Origin of the sequence: Pseudomonas sp. RW409, from assembly GCF_003184125.1 — a bacterium.
Classification (GTDB): Bacteria; Pseudomonadota; Gammaproteobacteria; order Pseudomonadales; family Pseudomonadaceae; genus Aquipseudomonas; species Aquipseudomonas chlororaphis_I.
The window spans coordinates 1,161,378-1,179,186 of record NZ_QHHP01000042.1; the positions used below are offsets into that span (position 1 = coordinate 1,161,378).

The 17,809-nt window shown below is 64.8% G+C and carries 16 protein-coding genes; 9 read left to right on the top strand and 7 right to left on the bottom strand.

Annotated features, from left to right (window positions below; translation table 11 throughout):
• Window positions 1-62: 62 nt before the first annotated feature.
• The 4 genes from DK261_RS32405 to DK261_RS32420 are packed head-to-tail and all read right to left on the bottom strand — an operon-like array spanning window position 63 to window position 3,614.
• Window positions 63-1,325 (bottom strand): FAD/NAD(P)-binding oxidoreductase, encoded by a 1,263-nt coding sequence (locus tag DK261_RS32405; RefSeq protein ID WP_110177473.1) that lies wholly within the window; start codon window positions 1,323-1,325, stop codon window positions 63-65.
• Window positions 1,322-1,555, bottom strand: coding sequence for a (2Fe-2S)-binding protein (locus DK261_RS32410; protein WP_009047458.1), 234 nt, complete (start codon window positions 1,553-1,555; stop codon window positions 1,322-1,324). Before DK261_RS32410 ends, DK261_RS32405 begins: the two co-directional genes overlap by 4 nt.
• Window positions 1,552-2,685, bottom strand: a complete 1,134-nt coding sequence (locus DK261_RS32415) for an FAD-binding oxidoreductase (protein WP_110177475.1) — start codon at window positions 2,683-2,685, stop codon at window positions 1,552-1,554. The genes DK261_RS32410 and DK261_RS32415 overlap by 4 nt, the downstream gene beginning before the upstream one ends.
• Window positions 2,682-3,614, bottom strand: a complete 933-nt coding sequence (locus DK261_RS32420) for a 4-hydroxyproline epimerase (RefSeq protein WP_110177477.1) — start codon at window positions 3,612-3,614, stop codon at window positions 2,682-2,684. Before DK261_RS32420 ends, DK261_RS32415 begins: the two co-directional genes overlap by 4 nt.
• A 475-nt stretch (window positions 3,615-4,089) precedes the next feature.
• Between DK261_RS32420 and DK261_RS32425 the strand changes: the two genes are divergently transcribed.
• The 7 genes from DK261_RS32425 (at window position 4,090) to DK261_RS32455 (ending at window position 11,662) form a co-directional block, all read left to right on the top strand.
• On the top strand, window positions 4,090-5,010 hold the full coding sequence (locus tag DK261_RS32425; RefSeq protein ID WP_016702111.1) for a dihydrodipicolinate synthase family protein: 921 nt from the start codon (window positions 4,090-4,092) through the stop codon (window positions 5,008-5,010).
• Window positions 5,011-5,182: 172 nt separating this feature from the next.
• Entirely contained in the window at window positions 5,183-6,751 is a 1,569-nt protein-coding gene (locus DK261_RS32430) for an APC family permease (RefSeq protein WP_110177479.1), read from the top strand.
• Between the two features lie 35 nt (window positions 6,752-6,786).
• Window positions 6,787-8,361: an aldehyde dehydrogenase (NADP(+)) gene (locus tag DK261_RS32435; protein WP_110177481.1), complete on the top strand. Its 1,575-nt coding sequence runs from the start codon at window positions 6,787-6,789 to the stop codon at window positions 8,359-8,361.
• Window positions 8,362-8,494: 133 nt separating this feature from the next.
• On the top strand, window positions 8,495-9,508 hold the full coding sequence (locus DK261_RS32440) for an Ldh family oxidoreductase (protein ID WP_038630818.1): 1,014 nt from the start codon (window positions 8,495-8,497) through the stop codon (window positions 9,506-9,508).
• A gap of 175 nt (window positions 9,509-9,683) precedes the next feature.
• On the top strand, window positions 9,684-10,523 hold the full coding sequence (locus DK261_RS32445) for a DUF2971 domain-containing protein (protein WP_016702115.1): 840 nt from the start codon (window positions 9,684-9,686) through the stop codon (window positions 10,521-10,523).
• A gap of 84 nt (window positions 10,524-10,607) precedes the next feature.
• Window positions 10,608-11,138 (top strand): GNAT family N-acetyltransferase, encoded by a 531-nt coding sequence (locus DK261_RS32450; protein ID WP_038630820.1) that lies wholly within the window; start codon window positions 10,608-10,610, stop codon window positions 11,136-11,138.
• 182 nt (window positions 11,139-11,320) lie between these two features.
• Window positions 11,321-11,662: a YXWGXW repeat-containing protein gene (locus DK261_RS32455; protein ID WP_009047466.1), complete on the top strand. Its 342-nt coding sequence runs from the start codon at window positions 11,321-11,323 to the stop codon at window positions 11,660-11,662.
• Window positions 11,663-11,839: 177 nt separating this feature from the next.
• Here DK261_RS32455 and DK261_RS32460 read toward each other — a convergent pair whose 3' ends face one another.
• Window positions 11,840-12,502: an NADPH-dependent F420 reductase gene (locus DK261_RS32460; RefSeq protein ID WP_016702118.1), complete on the bottom strand. Its 663-nt coding sequence runs from the start codon at window positions 12,500-12,502 to the stop codon at window positions 11,840-11,842.
• A 102-nt stretch (window positions 12,503-12,604) separates the two neighbouring features.
• Between DK261_RS32460 and DK261_RS32465 the strand changes: the two genes are divergently transcribed.
• Window positions 12,605-13,495: a LysR family transcriptional regulator gene (locus DK261_RS32465; protein ID WP_028681775.1), complete on the top strand. Its 891-nt coding sequence runs from the start codon at window positions 12,605-12,607 to the stop codon at window positions 13,493-13,495.
• Between the two features lie 234 nt (window positions 13,496-13,729).
• Complete coding sequence (locus tag DK261_RS32470) at window positions 13,730-15,508, top strand: bifunctional diguanylate cyclase/phosphodiesterase (protein ID WP_028681774.1); 1,779 nt, start codon at window positions 13,730-13,732, stop codon at window positions 15,506-15,508.
• Between the two features lie 33 nt (window positions 15,509-15,541).
• On the opposite strand, the gene DK261_RS32475 is transcribed toward DK261_RS32470, so the two are convergent.
• Entirely contained in the window at window positions 15,542-16,456 is a 915-nt protein-coding gene (locus DK261_RS32475; protein WP_101281938.1) for an SGNH/GDSL hydrolase family protein, read from the bottom strand.
• Window positions 16,457-16,705: 249 nt separating this feature from the next.
• On the bottom strand, window positions 16,706-17,707 hold the full coding sequence (locus tag DK261_RS32480; RefSeq protein WP_256597621.1) for an autotransporter outer membrane beta-barrel domain-containing protein: 1,002 nt from the start codon (window positions 17,705-17,707) through the stop codon (window positions 16,706-16,708).
• Window positions 17,708-17,809 lie beyond the last annotated feature (102 nt).

Sequence of the window (17,809 nt, forward strand, 5' to 3'; positions counted from 1 at the left end):
ACTGGCTCATCCTTGAATCCCACGGCGCCGTTGGCGGGCGGCCAGCGGCAACGGTCTGCTCGTCACTTCGCGCCGGGCGTCGACTCCATCAGCAAGGTCTCGATCCGCGCCGGCACCAGGGGCGCTCGTGGTGTCGGCACGGTCCAGCCGAACAGGGCCTGTGCCGCCGTGGCGCAAACCCGCCCCTGGCAGGCACCCATGCCGCAGCGGCTGTGCAGTTTGGCCTCGCTCCAGCCCGCTTCGCCAGCCACGGCGGCGTAGGGCACATCCTCGCAGCGGCACAGCAGCGTATCAGCTCGCGCCAGGCGCAGAAGCGCCGGTTGCAGGGCGAAGGTTTCACTCACTCGCTCGGCGAACGCCTGCCAATGGGTCCGGCGCTGGATCAACGCGGTGGCCTCCCGGGTCTGCCCGCTGGCGGCCAGTCCGGCGATCTCGCCTTCGACCCTCGCCAGTTCGCTGCCGCCGACCCCGGTGCATTCGCCGGCCGCGTAGACCCGGGCGAGGCTGGTGCCCTGGTAACGGTCCACCGCAATCGCGTTGGCTTGCAGCTGGCAGCCGAGGTGGCTGGCCAGGGTGGTGTTGGGCACCAGCCCGAACCCGCAGGCGAGACGTTCGCAGGGGATTTCCCGCACCTGTTCGCCCTGCTGGATGCGCACCGCTTCCAGGCGATCGTCGCCCAGGGCTTCGAGCACATGGGCGTTGCAGCGATAGGAAGTGGTGGCCAGCCCGACGGCCTGGCCGAGCTTGGCCGGCCAGCGCCAGAGCCCGGCGGTGAATGTCGCCAGCGCGGGCAACGGGGCCTGTTCCAGGACCGCCTCGACCCGGGCACCAACTTGACGGGCGGTGGCGGCGCTGGCCAGCAGCAACGGCCCGCTGCCGGCGATAACCACCCGCTCGCCGGCCACGGCCAGGCCGTTTTTCAGTAGCGCCTGCAAGGCCCCGGCGCCTGTCACTCCGGGCAAGGTCCAGCCGGGGAAGGGCAGCAGCAGTTCGCGGGCGCCGCAGCACAGAATCAGGCTCTGGTAGTGGACCAGCAGAGCCTGCTCGGCATCTTCCAGCAGCAGGGCATTGGCACCAGCGCCGGCCACCACCCGGGTGCCCGGCAGGTAGCGCAGCCGCGAGTGTTGCAGCACCTGCAAGGCTTCGCGGGCGATACCGGGGAGCGTGACGCCGGGCCCGTTGCGCCAGATCTGGCCGCCGGGGCGTGGGTTGTCGTCGAGCAGGACGATGGAGAGCTCGCTACGGCTCGCCGCTCGGGCTGCCGCGAGGCCGGCCGGGCCACCGCCGACGATCAGGATGTCGCAGGTCAGGCGTTGTTGGCTCATGGCGTGCGCTCCACGTGCATGCCTTCGCGGCACAGGGTCTGGCAGGCAAGTTGGCGCCGGCCGTCGATGGTCATGCGGCACTCCTGGCAGATGCCCATGCCGCAGAAGGGCGCCCGGGGCTGGCCGCTGCAGGAGGTTCGGGTACGTGGGTCGCCGCTGGCGGCGATGGCCGCGGCGACGCTCAGGCCATCGCGCACGGTCAGCGTCTGACGGTCCAGGTAGATGATCATGGGGCGCTTCCTGTCAGGGTGGCGGTCAGCTCGGCGAAGCGTTCGGGGCGATAGGCATGGGCATCGATATCCGGCCGTTCGCCGAGCATCAGGCTGGTCAACAGCCGGCCACTGCCGGGGGCGGTGGTGACGCCCAGGCCTTCATGACCGACCGCCAGCCACAGGCCGGTGTATCGCGGGTGTTCGCCAAGGATCGGCAGGCCGTCCGGGGTGGCGGCGCGAAAGCCGGTCCAGGCGCGGATGCCGTTCAGTTGCGCCAGCCCCGGCAGATAGGCCACGGCCCGTTGCAGCATCGGCCGCAGCACCTCGGGCTCGATGGCCGGGTCGAGAGTGTCGAACTGCCGGGACGAGCCGATCAGCAATTGCCCGGTCGGCCGTGGCTGCACATTGAACGCCACCGAGGTGCCGTTGCTGGCGTGGGCGCTGGCGGCGTAGCCCAGCTCCACCAGTTGGTGGGACACCTGTCGGGGGTAACGATCGGTGATCAGCAAGTGGCCCTTCTTCGGCCGCAGCGGCAACTCCGGCAGCAGGCTGCTGGCCGCCAGACCGTTGGCCAGCACCACGTACTCGGCGCGCAGCACACGGCCGTCATCCAGCTCCACGCGCTGGGCGGCGATGGCGCTGACGGTGGCTCGCTCGCAGCTGATCCCAGGTGTGTTGTGCAACAGCCAATGGGCCGTGGCCGGGGCATAGAGAATGCCGTCGCCGGGGATCTTCAGGGCGCCGCCAAGACCTTTGCGCAACATGGGTTCGAGTCCGGCCAGGGTCGTACTGTCGAGCAATTCGCCTGCCACGCCGTGTTGGGCCAGGGTCGCCTGCTTGGCCCGGGCCAGGTCCATTTCCGCCGGGTCCGCCGCCAGCCACAGGGTGCCGCAATTGCGGTAGGCGCAGGCGGCCGGCAGGTGCGTGCGCAGCTGGTTCCACAGGCCGATGGAGTAGTGACTCAGCACCAGTTCTGCGGGGTTGTCGTCCATCGCCACCAGGTGGCCCATGCCTGCGCCGGTGGCGCCGCCGCTGGCGTTGTCGAGCACCCGCACCCGCAGGCCGCGGCGGGTCATTTCGTGGGCGCAGGCGGCCCCGACAATGCCGCCGCCAATCACCAGCACGTCGGCTTCGGCCGGCTCGCTCACGAGACGATGCCCCAGGCGAAGGGATCGCTGTCCTCGATCAGCAAAGTGGCTTCGGCGCTGATATGGGCGGTGCCGCGAAGGGTCGGGATGACCTGCTCGCCCGCCTGCTCGTAGCGGGCGCTGAACTGGCTGCCGATTACACTGGCCTGACGCCAAATCGCCCCGGGCGCCAGCTTGCCGTCGGCGGCCAGGCAGGCCAGCTTGGCGCTGGTGCCGGTGCCGCAGGGGGAGCGGTCGTAGGCCTTGCCGGGGCACAGCACGAAGTTGCGGCTGTCGGCATGCGGGTCGTCGGCGAACAGCTCGATATGGTCGATCACGCCGCCATCGGCGCCGCTGATGCCGGCGGCCTCCAGGGCTTCGCGCACGGCCCAGGTGTAGTGGGTCAGGGCTTCGACGTTATCCAGGGCGATGCGCTGGCCATGCTCGCTGATCAGGAAGAACCAGTTGCCGCCCCAGGCGATATCGCCGCGGACGGGGCCGTGGCCGGGCAACTGCAGTTCGACGCCGCTGCGGTAACGGTAGGCCGGCACGTTGCGCACGCTGACCGAGAGGTCGTCGTGCAGGGTGGCGCTGACGGTGCCCACTGGGGTTTCGATGCGGTGTACGCCGGGGGCGATGCGGCCCAGGTGATGCAGCGAGCGCACCAGGCCGATGGTGCCGTGGCCGCACATGCCCAGGTAGCCGCTGTTGTTGAAGAAGATCACCCCGGCACAGGCATCCGCCGCCTGGGGTTCGCACAGCAGGGCCCCCACCAGCACGTCGCTGCCCCGCGGTTCCAGCACGCAGGCCGTGCGCCAGCGATCGTGACGCTCTTGCAGGATCGCCAGCCGTTCGGCCATCGAACCGCTGCCCAGGTCGGGAAAGCCGTCGACAACCAGGCGAGTCGGCTCGCCCCCCGTATGTGAATCGATGACGGTTATTTTTTTCATGGCAGCACCTGACGGAAAAGGCCTACAGATTGGCTCGGGAAAGGGCTGTATCGCTTGTGGGTTTTCTCTGCGGCGGATGACGAAATTGGCACAGTGGGGTTTCCCGCCAACCCTGTAGCCGCTGCCGCAGGCTGCGCACGGACGCGCAGCGTCCGCCAGATCGGACGACGTGGTGTGACAGACAGATCGGGGATACAGGTTCTGCGTCTGCTGCGCAGCCGATCGCAGCCTCGTACCTCGACAGCGGCTACAGGCGTGCGGTGCGGCTGCTGGTGCAGGGGATTTCAGGCGGGTCGAAGGAGGGTAGCGCGCAGGCGCAATGGACGGAAAAGGTCTGTGGACGATTGGGCGAATGTGCCGATTTCGTCTTGCTTGAGCGGGAAAAACCTCAAGCTCCAGGGCGGCGAAAGGCGGAATCTGTTTTTCGTTTTCAACGCCTGTCGGCCCGGCCGACTCAACCAACAAGGACAAGACCATGAGCCGTAAAGCCATCCACTGGAGCGGTGTGTTCCCTGCTGTCAGCACCCAGTTCAAAGCTGACTTTTCCCTGGACCTGGACGCCACCCACAGCGTCATGCGCAACCTGGTGGCCGACGGCGTGTCGGGCCTGGTGGTGTGCGGCACCGTGGGCGAAAACACTTCGCTGAGCACCGCGGAAAAACTCTCGGTGATCGAGGTCGCCAAGGACGCCGCCGGCGGCCGCGTACCGGTGATCGCCGGGATCGCCGAGTTCACCACCGAGTTCGCCCGCAACACCGTGCGCGAAGCGGCCAAGGTCGGGGTCGACGGGGTAATGGTGATGCCGGCCCTGGTGTATTCGGCCAAGTCCCATGAGACCGCCGCGCACTTTCGCAGCATCGCCACCGGCACCGACCTACCGGTGATGGTCTACAACAACCCGCCGATCTACAAAAACGACGTCACCCCGGACGTGCTGATCGCCCTGCAGGACTGCGAAAACATCGTCTGCTTCAAGGACTCCTCCGGCGACACCCGGCGCTTCATCGACCTGCGCAATGCCGTGGGTGATCGCTTCGTGCTGTTCGCCGGCCTGGATGACGTGGTGGTGGAAAGCATCGCCGTCGGCGCCGAAGGCTGGGTCTCCGGCATGTCCAACGCCTTCCCGAAAGAGGGCGAGACCCTGTTCCGCCTGGCCAAGGAAAAACGCTTTGAAGAGGCCCTGACGCTGTACCGCTGGTTCATGCCGCTGCTGCACCTGGACGCGCGTCCGGACCTGGTGCAGTGCATCAAGCTCTGCGAGGAACTGGTCGGCCGCGGCTCCTCGATCACCCGCCCACCGCGCCTGGCCCTGCAGGGCGAGACCCTGGCCGAGGTCAAGGCGATAGTCGCCAAGGCCCTGGCCGAGCGTCCGCAATTGCCCGACGTCGGTCTGTAGGCCCGCCGACAGGACGCCCCCGCGCGCTGGGTGGCGGGGGCGCCCTGGTCCACGAGAAGAACAATCAGGTACTCGCGCAGTGCCGTGTTTCACCACGTCGGTACCCCGTCCGCGGGAGGCCGGCGCGACATTCGATCTGCCTACTCCAATAACTCAATAAGAAGGCGCGCCTATGTCAGGCCAAGGCAAATTCAAGAAACAGCTCTCTCTGGTTGACCTCACATTCATCGGCCTGGGGGCGATCTTCGGCTCCGGCTGGTTGTTCGCCGCCAGCCATGTCTCGGCCATCGCCGGGCCGGCGGGGATCTTCTCCTGGTTGCTTGGCGGTTTCGCCGTCCTGCTGCTGGGCATCGTCTATTGCGAACTGGGCGCGGCCTTGCCGCGAGCGGGCGGGGTGGTGCGCTATCCGGTGTTCTCCCACGGGCCGTTGCTGGGCTACCTGATGGGCTTTATCACACTGATCGCGTTTTCCAGCCTGGTGGCCATTGAAGTGGTGGCGGCGCGGCAATACGCGGCGGCCTGGTTTCCGGGGCTGACCCATGCCGGCAACAGCAACCCGACCATTCTCGGCTGGCTGGTGCAGTTCGCCCTGTTGTGCCTGTTCTTCTGGCTCAACTACTCCAGCGTCAAGACCTTCGCCAAGTCCAACAACCTCATCAGCCTGTTCAAGTTCGTCGTGCCGCTGCTGGTCATCGGCGTGCTGTTCAGCTTCTTCAAACCGGACAATTTCCACGTCCAGGGCTTTGCCCCCTTCGGCCTGTCCGGCATCGAAATGGCGGTCTCCGCCGGCGGTATCATCTTCGCCTACCTGGGCCTGACGCCGATCATTTCGGTGGCCAGCGAAGTGCGTAATCCACAGCGCACCATTCCCATCGCATTGATCCTTTCGGTGCTGCTCTCGACCCTGATCTACGGCCTGCTGCAACTGGCGTTCCTCGGCAGCATTCCCACCGACATGCTGGCCAACGGCTGGAGCAGCATCAGCAAGGAATTCTCCCTGCCGTACCGCGACATCGCCCTGACCCTGGGCGTCGGCTGGCTGGCCTATCTGGTGGTGGCGGACGCGGTGATTTCCCCCAGCGGCTGCGGCAACATCTACATGAACGCCACGCCACGGGTGGTCTACGGCTGGGCGAAGACCGGGACCTTCTTCAAGATCTTCACCCGCATCGACGAGCAGTCCGGCATCCCGCGCCCGGCGCTGTGGCTGACCTTCGGCCTGTCGGTGTTCTGGACCTTGCCGTTCCCGTCCTGGGAGGCGCTGATCAATGTGGTGTCGGCGGCCCTGGTGCTCAGTTATGCGATTGCCCCGATCAGCGTGGCGGCGCTGCGCAAGAGCGCGCCGGACCTGCCGCGGCCGTTCCGGGTCAGCGGCTTCGGCCTGCTGGGGCCGGTGTCCTTTGTCATCGCCGCGCTGATTGTCTACTGGTCCGGCTGGGGCACGGTGTCCTGGCTGCTGGGCCTGCAGATCCTGATGTTCGTCATCTACCTGGGCTGCAAGCGCCTGGTGCCCACCGACCACCTGAGCCTCAGCGAACAGGTGCGCTCGTCCCTGTGGCTGATCGCCTTTTACGCCCTGACCATGGTCATTTCCTACCTGGGCAGCTTCGGCGGTATCGGCACCCTCACTCACCCTTACGACACCCTGGCCGTCACGGTCATGGCCCTGTGCATCTACTACTGGGGCGCCAATACCGGGGTGCCAGGCAGCAAGCTGGTGCTGGAAGGGGAAGACGAATGACCGCTGTTCATACCATCTATTCGGAGAGGTAACCCATGCCTGTAACAGGACAACTGCTGATCGGCCAAGCCCGCGTGCGTGGCGGCCACGGCGAAGTGCATGCGCTGGCCGCCGCCACTGGCGAGGCCCTGGCGCCGAGTTTTGGCGGCGCCGGCCCGAATGACCTGGAGCGCGCCTGCGCCCTGGCCGAAGCGGCATTCGACCGCTATCGGGAAACCAGCCTGGAACAACGGGCGGCGTTCCTCGAGAGCATCGCCAGTAACATCCTCGCCCTCGGCGACGAGCTGATCGAGCGCTGCATGAGCGAGACCGGCCTGCCTCGCGCCCGCCTGGAAGGCGAGCGCGGGCGCACGGTCGGTCAACTGCGCCTGTTCGCGGCGGTGGTGCGCGACGGCAGTTTCCTGGAAGCGCGCATCGACCCGGCCCAGCCGGAACGCCAGCCTTTGCCCAAGGTGGATCTGCGCCTGCGCCAGATCGCCATCGGGCCGGTGGTGGTGTTCGGTGCCTCGAACTTTCCCCTGGCGTTTTCCGTGGCCGGCGGCGACACCGCCTCGGCGCTGGCCGCCGGTTGCCCGGTGGTGGTCAAGGCGCATTCGGCGCACCCCGGCACTTCGGAACTGGTAGGGCAGGCGATCCAGCAGGCGGTGCACAGCCACGGGTTGCCGGAAGGGGTGTTCTCGCTGCTGTTCGATGCCGGCCGCAGCATCGGCCAGGGGCTGGTGGCGGATGGGCGGATCAAGGCCGTGGGCTTTACCGGTTCGCGTAGCGGCGGCGTGGCGTTGATGCAGATCGCCGCGGCCCGTGAGGAGCCGATCCCGGTCTATGCCGAGATGAGTTCGATCAACCCGGTGCTGTTGTTGGCCAATGCACTGGCCGAGCGGGGAGAGGAAATTGCCAAGGCCTTTGTCGGCTCCCTGACCCTGGGCGCCGGCCAGTTCTGCACCAACCCGGGGTTGATCCTCGCCGTCGACAGCCCGGCGCTGCGGGCATTCGAAGCCGCGGCGGCCGCGGCGCTCAAGGTGGCGCCGGCGCAGACCATGCTGACGCCAGGCATTCACGCCAGCTACTGCCAGGGTGTCGAGCGGCTGCTGCGGCATGCCGAGGTGGACTGCCTGGGACAGGGCGGTGACGGCGAGCGTTATCAGGCCCGGGCCGCGCTGTTCGCCACGTCGGCTGCGGCTTTTATGGCCCGCGCTGCGCTGCGCGAAGAAGTCTTTGGCCCGGCCTCGTTGATCGTGCGCTGCACTGATGCGGCCCAGATGAAAGCGCTGCTGGCGAGCCTGGAAGGTCAACTGACCATCGCCCTGCACCTGAGTGACGACGACCATCCGCAAGCCCGGGAACTGCTGCCGTTGCTGGAGCGAAAGGCCGGCCGCCTGCTGGTCAACGGTTTTGGCACTGGTGTCGAAGTCGGCCATGCCATGGTCCATGGCGGGCCGTTCCCCGCCACCTCGGATACGCGCACCACCTCGGTGGGCAGCCTGGCGATCCAGCGTTTCCTGCGTCCGGTGTCCTATCAGGACTTGCCGCAAGCACTGCTGCCGCAGGCCCTGCGCAGCGACAACCCCTGGCAGGTTCCGCTGCGCCTCAACGGTGAGCGGCCGTGTTGAGAGTCTGTAGCCGCTGCCGAAGGTTCGGGCCGCGTTCGGACGATAAGGCCGCAGGCCTTCGGCGATCTCACCTTCAACCCAATAGGGTCGGGTTTCCCCGGCCTTGACTGTCGCCACCGGACCAGGAGTCCCTATGTCCGATCTCGTTACCCTTTCCCTTGCCGAAGTCCAGGCACTATCCCTCAAAGTCCTGACCCGCCACGGCCTGTCCGATGCCCATGCCCGGGCTATTGCCGAGGTCATCACCCAGGGGCAGCGCGACGAGTGCCACTCCCACGGGGTGTATCGCCTGCTGGGCTGTGTGCGTTCCGTGCGCGAGGGCCAGGTCGACCCGCTGGCCGAACCGAGCCTGCGGTCTATTTCCGCGGGCGTGCTGGAGGTGGATGCGCACTACGGCTATTCCTTGCTGGCGTTCCAGACCGGCTTGCCGCTGCTGGCGGAAAAGGCCCGCAGCCAGGGGCTCGTGGCCATGGCGATCAAGCGCTGCTTCCACTTCTCGGCGCTGTGGCCGGAGGTCGAGGCGATTGCCGCCGAAGGGCTGGTGGGCATCGCCATGAACCCCAGCCACAGCTGGGTGGCGCCGGCCGGTGGCAGCAAGCCGGTGTTCGGCACCAACCCCCTGGCCTTCGCCTGGCCACGGCCGTCGGGCCAGCCGTTCGTGTTCGACTTCGCCACCAGCGCCATCGCCCGCGGCGATATCGAACTGCACGCGCGCCAAGGCAAAGCCATCCCCGAACATTGGGCCATCGACGCCCAGGGCCAGCCCACCACGGACGCCAAGGCGGCCCTGCAAGGCGCCATGCAAACCTTCGGCGGGCACAAGGGGTCAGCCCTGGCGGCGATGATCGAACTGCTGGCCGGCGCGCTGATCGGCGACCTCACCAGCGCCGAGTCTATGGCCTTCGACGCCGGCGTCGGCGCCGCGCCTTGCCATGGTGAACTGATCCTGGCGTTCGATCCGAAGGTGTTTCTGGGGCAGGACTACGAGAACGGCCTGGCGCGCGCCGAAGGGCTATTCGCGGCCATCACCGCGCAAGGCGCGCGGCTGCCGTCGCAGCGGCGTTTCGAGGCTCGAAAGCGCAGTCTCGAGCACGGTGTGCAGATTCCTCGTTCCCTCTGGCAAGACATTCAGGCGCTACTGTCCTGAGCGTCTGCATAACCAATGGGCTTACGTGTTGCCTGGCGCTTTATCCCGCTGAAAAACCGCAAGGCATGTTCGCTTTTGCTTGAGTGATATCACATTGATATGTGTGGTGGGGCTTCTGTATTCTTGCCCTGGCTTTTAGATAGGGACCTTATGCGGGTTGAACAAGGACAGTGTGATGAGTGTTGATAAAATCGAGAAGTTGTTGAAGTTTCTACCGCCAGAAGACTATGTCTTGGATTCTTTGAAAGACGAAAAAGTCTGGTTCAGTTACTTGAAGAATCTGAATGATCCCTTTGAGGGCAATGTCCGCTTTTCGAAGCTGGAGCGTGAGGAAGTTATTAATGTATTTCTGGAGGTCGTCACTTCTAAAGGGGCCATTGCCCCGGCGGAGCTTCCGGAATACAGAAAAGCTTTGGAGATTGATGGTCACTATGATGGGCTTGTGGAAGCCATTGGCGAGATAGAGAAAGATACTGTCCGAAACATCATGGAAACCTTCTCCGCTTTCTCATGCTGCCGAGTCATGTCTGGAAGTACCGTCGCAGAACGAGCGAATGAAATCCTTATGTGGGCTCACTACACGAAAAGCTTCCGCGGCTTGTGTATAGACTTTGACTTTCATGTGCTCGACAGATCGCTTCGTGAGCTCAATCGCGATGACGCCATGGATAACGAGCTGATCAGTTACGAACCTGAAATGTGTGAGCTGGATTTTCCGCAGTTCATGCGTAATGCCATCAAGCCCCATCAGGTGGGAATGGACGATTACATCAAGACATCGATTCTAAGAAAACATTCGATCTGGGAGTATGAAAAGGAACTCCGCTTCCTGAGTGGCAGGGAAGGGTTGTTCAATATTTCCAATGAGGCTATCAAAGGTGTTTATCTGGGGCCGAATATGGATGAGAAGTACAGCGAGGACGTGGTCGATATGTTTCGGAGTAAGTTTCCTTATGTGAAGCTCTATAATGTCGCTCCGTATGGCTATGGCTTTAATTATAAAGAACTCAAATGATATCGCATGCCAGGTGTTGTTGTTCTTGAGCACACGCTGCTCCCTGGGTGCTGCCAATGTCATGGAATATGGATATCACGACAAATGAACCTCCACTTCGAAACCCCCAACCTGCTGCTGCGCCCGCGCACCCTCGAACACTTCGATGCATGCATCGCCATGGACCTCGATCCGCACGTCACTCGTTACCTTCCCGGCCCCTGGGACGGTGGCGAGGAGCACCGCGATTTTGTGCGTTCGCGTATCGAGCGCGATTTTGGTGAGCACTGCGGTTACTGGGCGATCTTTGCCAAGTCCGCGCCGGAGGAGTTTCTCGGCTGGGTGTCGTTCATTCCCTACGAGGCCGTCGGCCCCGAGTTGGAAATGGGCTGGCGCCTGGTGCGACGGGCGTGGGGCAAGGGGGTTGCGTCCGAGGCGGCGGGGCGCATCGTCGAGCATGCCTTTCTCGGCGCTGGAGTCGAACGCATCGTCGCCGATGCCCATGCCTTGAACCAGGCGTCGTTGGCGGTGGCGCGCAAAGTGGGTTTTCGTTTTGTGCGCGACGGTGAGTTCGAAGGCTTGCCGAGCAAGTTCTTCGAGATGACCCGGGCGGATTTCGACGCTCGACGACCTTGATCTACCGCCGCTGACTGGCCGTTTGTCGCCACCCCGCTGTCGCGGTCTGCCGGCCGCTACCAGGTTCAGCAAGCAGACAGTTTCGAGCTGTTAAAACACTCCGTACGCCTGGCAGGAGCCGGGTAGTTGCAGGGGGCGTTGTCAGCAGTTCAAACGTCGGCGTCAAGCGCCGGGGAGGCAGCATGTTGTTACGTTACACGGCTCTGATGGCGGTGGTCGTAGTGGCCTCCGGGTGTGTGCAGGAACGGGTGGTGCATGAGCGGCGGGTGGTCGAACGCGCGGCGCCGGTGGAGTACACCGAGGTGGTTGCGTCGCAGCCACCGCCGGTGCGGGTCATCGAAGTCGAGCCCATGCATCGCCCGGGTTATGTCTGGTCCCGGGCTTACTGGCACTGGGATGGCCGGCAGTATGTGGCGGTCCATGGCCACTGGGAGCCGTTGCGCCCCGGGTACCATTATGTGCACCCGTTCTGGGAGCGTCGCGGCGATGGCTGGCACCTGCATGCGGGTGGCTGGGCCAGTTGAGCGAGAATAGCCCCAGCTATAAAAGCGAAGGTAATCCGTTGTAGGAGCGAGGCTTGCCCGCGATGGACTTGAGAGCGCCGCGTTTACCCAGTAGATGCGCGTTATCGTTAGCGACCATCGCGAGCAAGCTTCGCTCCTACCCTTTCTTTGACTGATCGACATCAAATGCTGCTGGCGTTAGGAGCGCCACCAGCCTTCGGGCAGTTCGACCTCGCGTTGCGCCTGCGCCAGGGCCGCGCGCAGCCCCGGTTTATCCAGCGGGATGCAGTAGGCCGGTTTGGCCCGTTCGAAGCGCCAGCTGTCTGCCAGCCCGCCACCATCGACAGCGTCGAAACCCAGCTCGTCGAGCAATTGCACGACCTGCGCCTTGGCCTGCGGATCGTCGCCGGCAATCGGCAGGGCCCGACGATCGGCAGCACCGCCAGGGCGGGCGTCGGTCAGCAGGTCCTGGGCGAGGATGGCATTGAACACCTTCACCACCCTGGCGCCTTCGAGGTGCTCGGCGAGCAGTTGGCTGGTGGTGGTTTCGAAGCGGTCCAGGGCCTCGATATGGCCGTCGCGATCCGGGTAATAGTTGTTGGCATCCAGCACCGTCTTGCCGGCCAGCAGGGCCGCGGGGAGGCTGCGGTAGTGGGCCAGCGGAATGGCCACCAGCACCAGCTCGCCGAACTGCACGGCGTCTTCGACGCTGCCGATGCGGCTGCCGCGAATGCCGCTGGCCACGCTGCTCATGGTCTGCGGGCCGCGGGAGTTGCTGAGCAGCACCTCATGTCCCGCCGCCAGGGCCAGTTGCGCCACGGCGCGCCCGATAAAACCTGCTCCGATAATGCCGATACGCATGTCCATGCTCCGTTGAAAGGGTCGAGCGGCTATGATGATTCGCCACCGGATGGCGATAAATAAGCATCTGGTACTGGGTCTCGTTACTGGGAGTGTTGAATGATGGATCGCCTGACCAGCATGGAGGCCTTTGTCGCGGCCGCCGAAAACGGTTCCTACGCCCGTGCGGCGATCCGCCTGGGGCTGTCGCCGCAGATGGTCGCCAAGCATGTCGCGGCGCTGGAGCAGCGGCTGGGCGCGCGCCTGCTTAACCGCACCACGCGCCGGCAAAGCCTGACCGAGCTGGGCAGTGCCTATCTCGAGCGCTGCAAACACATCCTCGGCGAGGCCCAGGCCGCCGATTCCCTGGCGCAGATCATGAACGCCACGCCCCGGGGCAAACTGCGTATCAGCGCGCCGGTGACCTTCGGCTCCTACAGCCTCATGCCGTTCGTGACGGCGTTTTTGCGCGAGCATCCGGAGGTGGAAATCGACCTGCACCTCACCGATCGCTACATCGACCTGGTGGAGGAGGGCTACGAGGCAGCCTTTCGTATCGGGCCACTGGCCGACTCCAGCCTCACCGCCAGGCCGCTGGCGCCCTATCGGCTGATCGCCTGCGCGGCGCCTGCCTACCTCGCCGCCCGGGGCACGCCACGGGTGCCGGCCGATCTCGAACAGCATGAGTGCCTGGGGTACGTCTACTGGTCGCGGCCGGCGGACCACCAATGGCAGTTCCGCCGCGCCGGCCAGGTGCATGAGGTTCAGGTGCGCAGCCGCTTGCAGGTCAACGAGAGCAGGGCCCTGCTGTCGGCGGCCGTGGATGGCTTCGGCATCGTCCTGGGGCCGGCGGATTTTCTCGAACCGGCGCGGGCCGCGGGGGAGTTGGTGCAGTTGCTGCCCGGCTATGAGGCGCCGAGCCGCGCCATGCATCTGCTGTACCGGCCGGATCGGCGGATGACCGCCAAGCTGCGGCACTTCATCGATGCGGCTATCGCACGTTTTGGCGCCTGAGATCAGCGCCGAAAACCGTCAAAGCGCTCTAGGCCGAAGGTCTTGAGAACCGCACTTTTTTGTAACCGATACCGTTCGTCCGACGGATGGGTTTGGCAAGCGCCTGCCCGTCAGTCATTCTGGAGGGCGATGTCCTAATGCCACTATCGCATTCAAGGTCGTCGCGTCCCTCCAGCCTCCCTGCGAATAGGTTGTTTATTGTGATGATCGCGTTATCCCGGCCCGAGGTTGTGTATGCCCGATAAGGCGATTGCCGAGGAGCGGCGCCTGGCCGCCCTGCATGCCCTGGAGTTGCTGGACACCGCCAGTTGCGAGAATTTCGACCGGATCTGCCGCATGGCGGCCGAGTACTTCAAGGTGCCGACCGCCTTGATCAGCCTGGTGGACCGCGATCGCCAGTGGTTCAAGTCGCGGGTGGGGTTCGATCAGCCGCAGACCCCCATCAGCCAGTCATTCTGTGTCTTCACGGTGCAAGGCCGCGAGGTGCTGGAGGTGCGCAACGCGGCGCTCGATCCGCGCTTTTGCGACAACCCGCTGGTGACCCGGGACCAGGGCATCCGCTTTTACGCCGGGGCGCCGCTGTTGACCTCCTCCGGTTATGCCATCGGCAGCCTGTGCATCATCGACAAGGTCGAGCAGCAGTTGAGCATCGTCGAACGCCAGCAGTTGCGGGACATGGCGGCGATGGTCATGGAGCAGGTCGAGCAGCGCCAGCGCCTGCGGCGTCGCGACCCGGTCAGCGGCCTGGCCAATCGCGAGCAGTTCCAGGGCGACCTGCGGGATCTGGCCGAGCATCACCTCGGCGAAAAGCGCGTGCTGGTGTTGATCGATGCCCTGGACATGAAGGTCGCCCACGAATTGACCCTGGCCCTGGGGCTGGCACCTTTCGAGACCATCATCCGTTTTCTCGCGCTGCGCCTGCAGGAGTACCTGGGGCGGCATGTGCGGGTCTATCACGTGTCGGTCAAGCGCTTCGGTTTCCTGCTGCCGGCGCCGGCCGAAGGACTCGACAAGTTGCTCGATGCCCTGGTCAGTCGCCTGCGCCGCCAGCCGCCCGGGCTGGGGTTTCCCATGATTCCCACGGTCTGCGCCGGAACCGTGGAGTTCGAGATCGATACCCAGTCGGTGGACGATGCCTTGCGCAAGGCCATGTTCGCCCTGGAGCTGGCCATGGCCAGGCGCAGCTTCTGGGCGCACTACGATGCCGGGCGCGATCATGCCCAGCGCCGCGCCTTCAACCTGGCCTCGGACCTCAACGATGCCTTGCGCAGTGGCCAGATCTACCTGATGTTCCAGCCACGCTTCGCCCTGCCCGACGGGGCCCAGGTGAGTGCCGAAGCCTTGCTGCGCTGGGAGCATCCGTGGCTGGGGCCGATCTCGCCCGCCGAGTTCATTCCGGTGATGGAGCGCAATGGCCTGATTCATCAGGTGACCCGCTGGGTCATCGACACGGTGCTGAGCAAGTTGCACACCTGGAGCCTGCCTGAGAGCAGCAAGCTGTCGATCAATCTGTCGCCCAAGGATTTCGAGGACCAGGATATCGCCGAGCTGATCCGTCGCGCCTGCGAGCTGCATCGCATCGACCCGCGGCGGCTTGAAGTGGAGATCACCGAAGGCGAGTGGCTACGTTCCAACCCGAATGTCCTGGCGCAGCTGACGCGCATCCGCGAGTTGGGCATGGATGTGGCCATCGATGATTTCGGCACTGGCTACAGCAACTTCGCCTACCTGCATCAGATCCCGGCCAATGTGGTGAAACTCGATAAGTCGATGATCACCGACCTGGAACGCAACACCCAGCACCAGAAGATCACCCGCTCGATCATCAGCCTGGCCCGCGAACTGGGTTATCGCACCGTGGCCGAGGGTATCGAGAGTTTCAAATGTCTGCAGATGCTGTACGCGTTCGGTTGCGATGAGGCCCAGGGCTATTTCCTCGCCCGGCCGATGTTGCAGGAGCGCTTCCTGGCCTGGAGCGGGGCGAATCGTTTTCCGTTGCAGTCCTGCGTCTAGGGCAGGGCTGCTGCTCATCGATGAGGCTGTGGCTTAGTGGGCCTGGCCGAGGGCCTTGGCCATGGCTTCCCCCACCAGGGCATGAACCTTGCGGGTCGGGTGCCATTCATCCCAATAGAAATATTCGTCTGGATGGGCGCATGCCGGCTTCACCTCGGGGTAGGTCGGCTGGCACGGCTGGTCGAGCTGGGTCAGGCCCTGTTCGCCAGGCTGGCGGCGCAGCTGGTCGCTGAAGGCGATGTGGTCGAAGTAGGTGATTTGTACATCGAGCTTTTTGCTCTCGGCCACCAGCAGCGGCGGCAGTTGCCGTTCAAGTATCTGCTGATAGCGCAGCGCCGGTTCGCGCTGCCCGCTGGCCACCACTGCCGGAGCATGGCTCAGGTCGGTGCTGCCGATTACCAGGAAATGCCTGGCCCCGGCCTTGGCCAGGCGGCTGACGGCGTTCTGGATATGACCGATGCTGCTGGCGGCCAATTCGTCGATCGGCTCCTGGTGGCCGAAGTCGGCGTGCTCGAAAAAGTCGTTGGCGCTGATGAAGATGAAGTACAGCGCGCGAGGGTCGGCCTGGCCTTTGGCGTTGGCCAGGTAGTCGTCGATTTGCCCGCTCACTCCTGTGTCGCGGTATGCGGTCATCCAGGCGTAGTAATTGTTCTGGCCGCTTTTCGCGCCGCCAACGGCGTGGTCGGTGAGGGGCAGCCGCAGGCTTTTGGCAAGCACTTCGACGGCGGTCGGACCGTTGCTCCAGCGGCCTTGCCAGTACAGCTCGCCGGGCAGTTGCTGAGCGTCCTTGAGCTGCTGGGCGAGCATGTCCCGGGTCAAGCGGTCGCTGGCGCCGTTGTCGGAATAGCTGTCGCCAAAGGCGTAGAGATGATCGAACGAAGGGCCGGCCAGACAGCTGCCGGCGACCAGTGAAAGTGCGAGCAAGGGAGCGAGCAGGATCTGGCGCATGGTCGGTCTCTACGGTGAAAGGCGAGGGCCCATCGTAGAAGTTTCGAGCGCTGCCGATGCACCGGATGCGACCTGGGCGTAGCCGTACTCGTCCGCGCGTGCCTGTGGGCGACCTGTACGACTAAAGTCTCACCGCGGCGAACGGGCGAGCAAGGCCTCGACCTTTTGCCCGAACGCCAGGGCGGTTTCAAATACCGAATGGACGTGTGTATTTGCCGGGCAATGAGTGCGTCGACTCAAAGAGAGCTGTCACCACGTATACCGGTAGCCGGCGCTGACCGACCAGGGTTTATCCAGCTTCGAGCCGTTGGCGTATTCATAGTCGGCATAGACGCGGTGGCTGGCACCCAGCGCGGCAGCGATGCCCAGGCCCAGCTCGGTACGGCCACCGGACAGGTCGGTGCGGGTGGCGATGCCGTTGGTGCGCACCGTACTTTTGCCGTTGAACTCCTGCGCACGGCCTACCTTGACATAGGGTTGGATAAAATCTGCGTTGGCCAGTTCGATGCGGCGACCCAGCGCGGAGCCTGCCCGTAATTGCAGTGAATTGCCGGCTCCCGCCGAAACGTCGAGCCCGTTGCTGGCTCGATAGTTATCGCCGTTGACGTGGACGACCGCCATGCCAGCCTGCGGCTCCACGAACCAGCCCTCGCCCAATTGCAGCTGGCGCCCCGCTTCGAGGGTGGCGCCGATGGCGTTCTGGGACGTTTTGCCTTTCACCCTTTGGCCATCGGTGGCCTCCACCTTGAAGTCCTGCTGTATACGGTTGGCCTTGAGCACGCCATCGACGTACCAACCGGAATCCGCCAACCAGGTGGTATAAGCGCCCAGGTGATAGCTGTTGGCACTGCCCGAGCCATCGCCGGAGAAGTGGCGGTCGGCGGAGCTGTAGCCGGCGATGCCGCCGATGTACCAACGGCCATCCTCGACCGGCAGGGATTTGTCGGCGCCGATTTGCATCCCGCTGACGGTCTGTTCGAATGCTCGCGCTCCATGGTTATCGAGCTTCTGACGCTCGCCAAAGCTGCGTATCCAGAGCCCGTCTTGATCCTTGCCCTGACGCAGCTCGCCCATGCGCCTGGCCAGCGTGCCTGACTCCGCATGCCAGATCGCCTGCGCGGTGCTGGCGGCCGAGGTGTTGATCGCCGCGTTGGCAGCCGTCGACAAATGTTCCGGCCGCGGCTTGTCAGGGCCAGGGGGAGTGACCGGTGGCGGATCGACGGGGAGAGGCGGAACCGGTGGCGGCAGCACAGGCGGGGGCTCCACGGGAGGCGGAGTTACTGGAGGGGGGATTATCGCAGGAGGCTCGACCGGGGCGTTTCGTCCGGTATTCAACAGCCTCCAGTCCGTAGG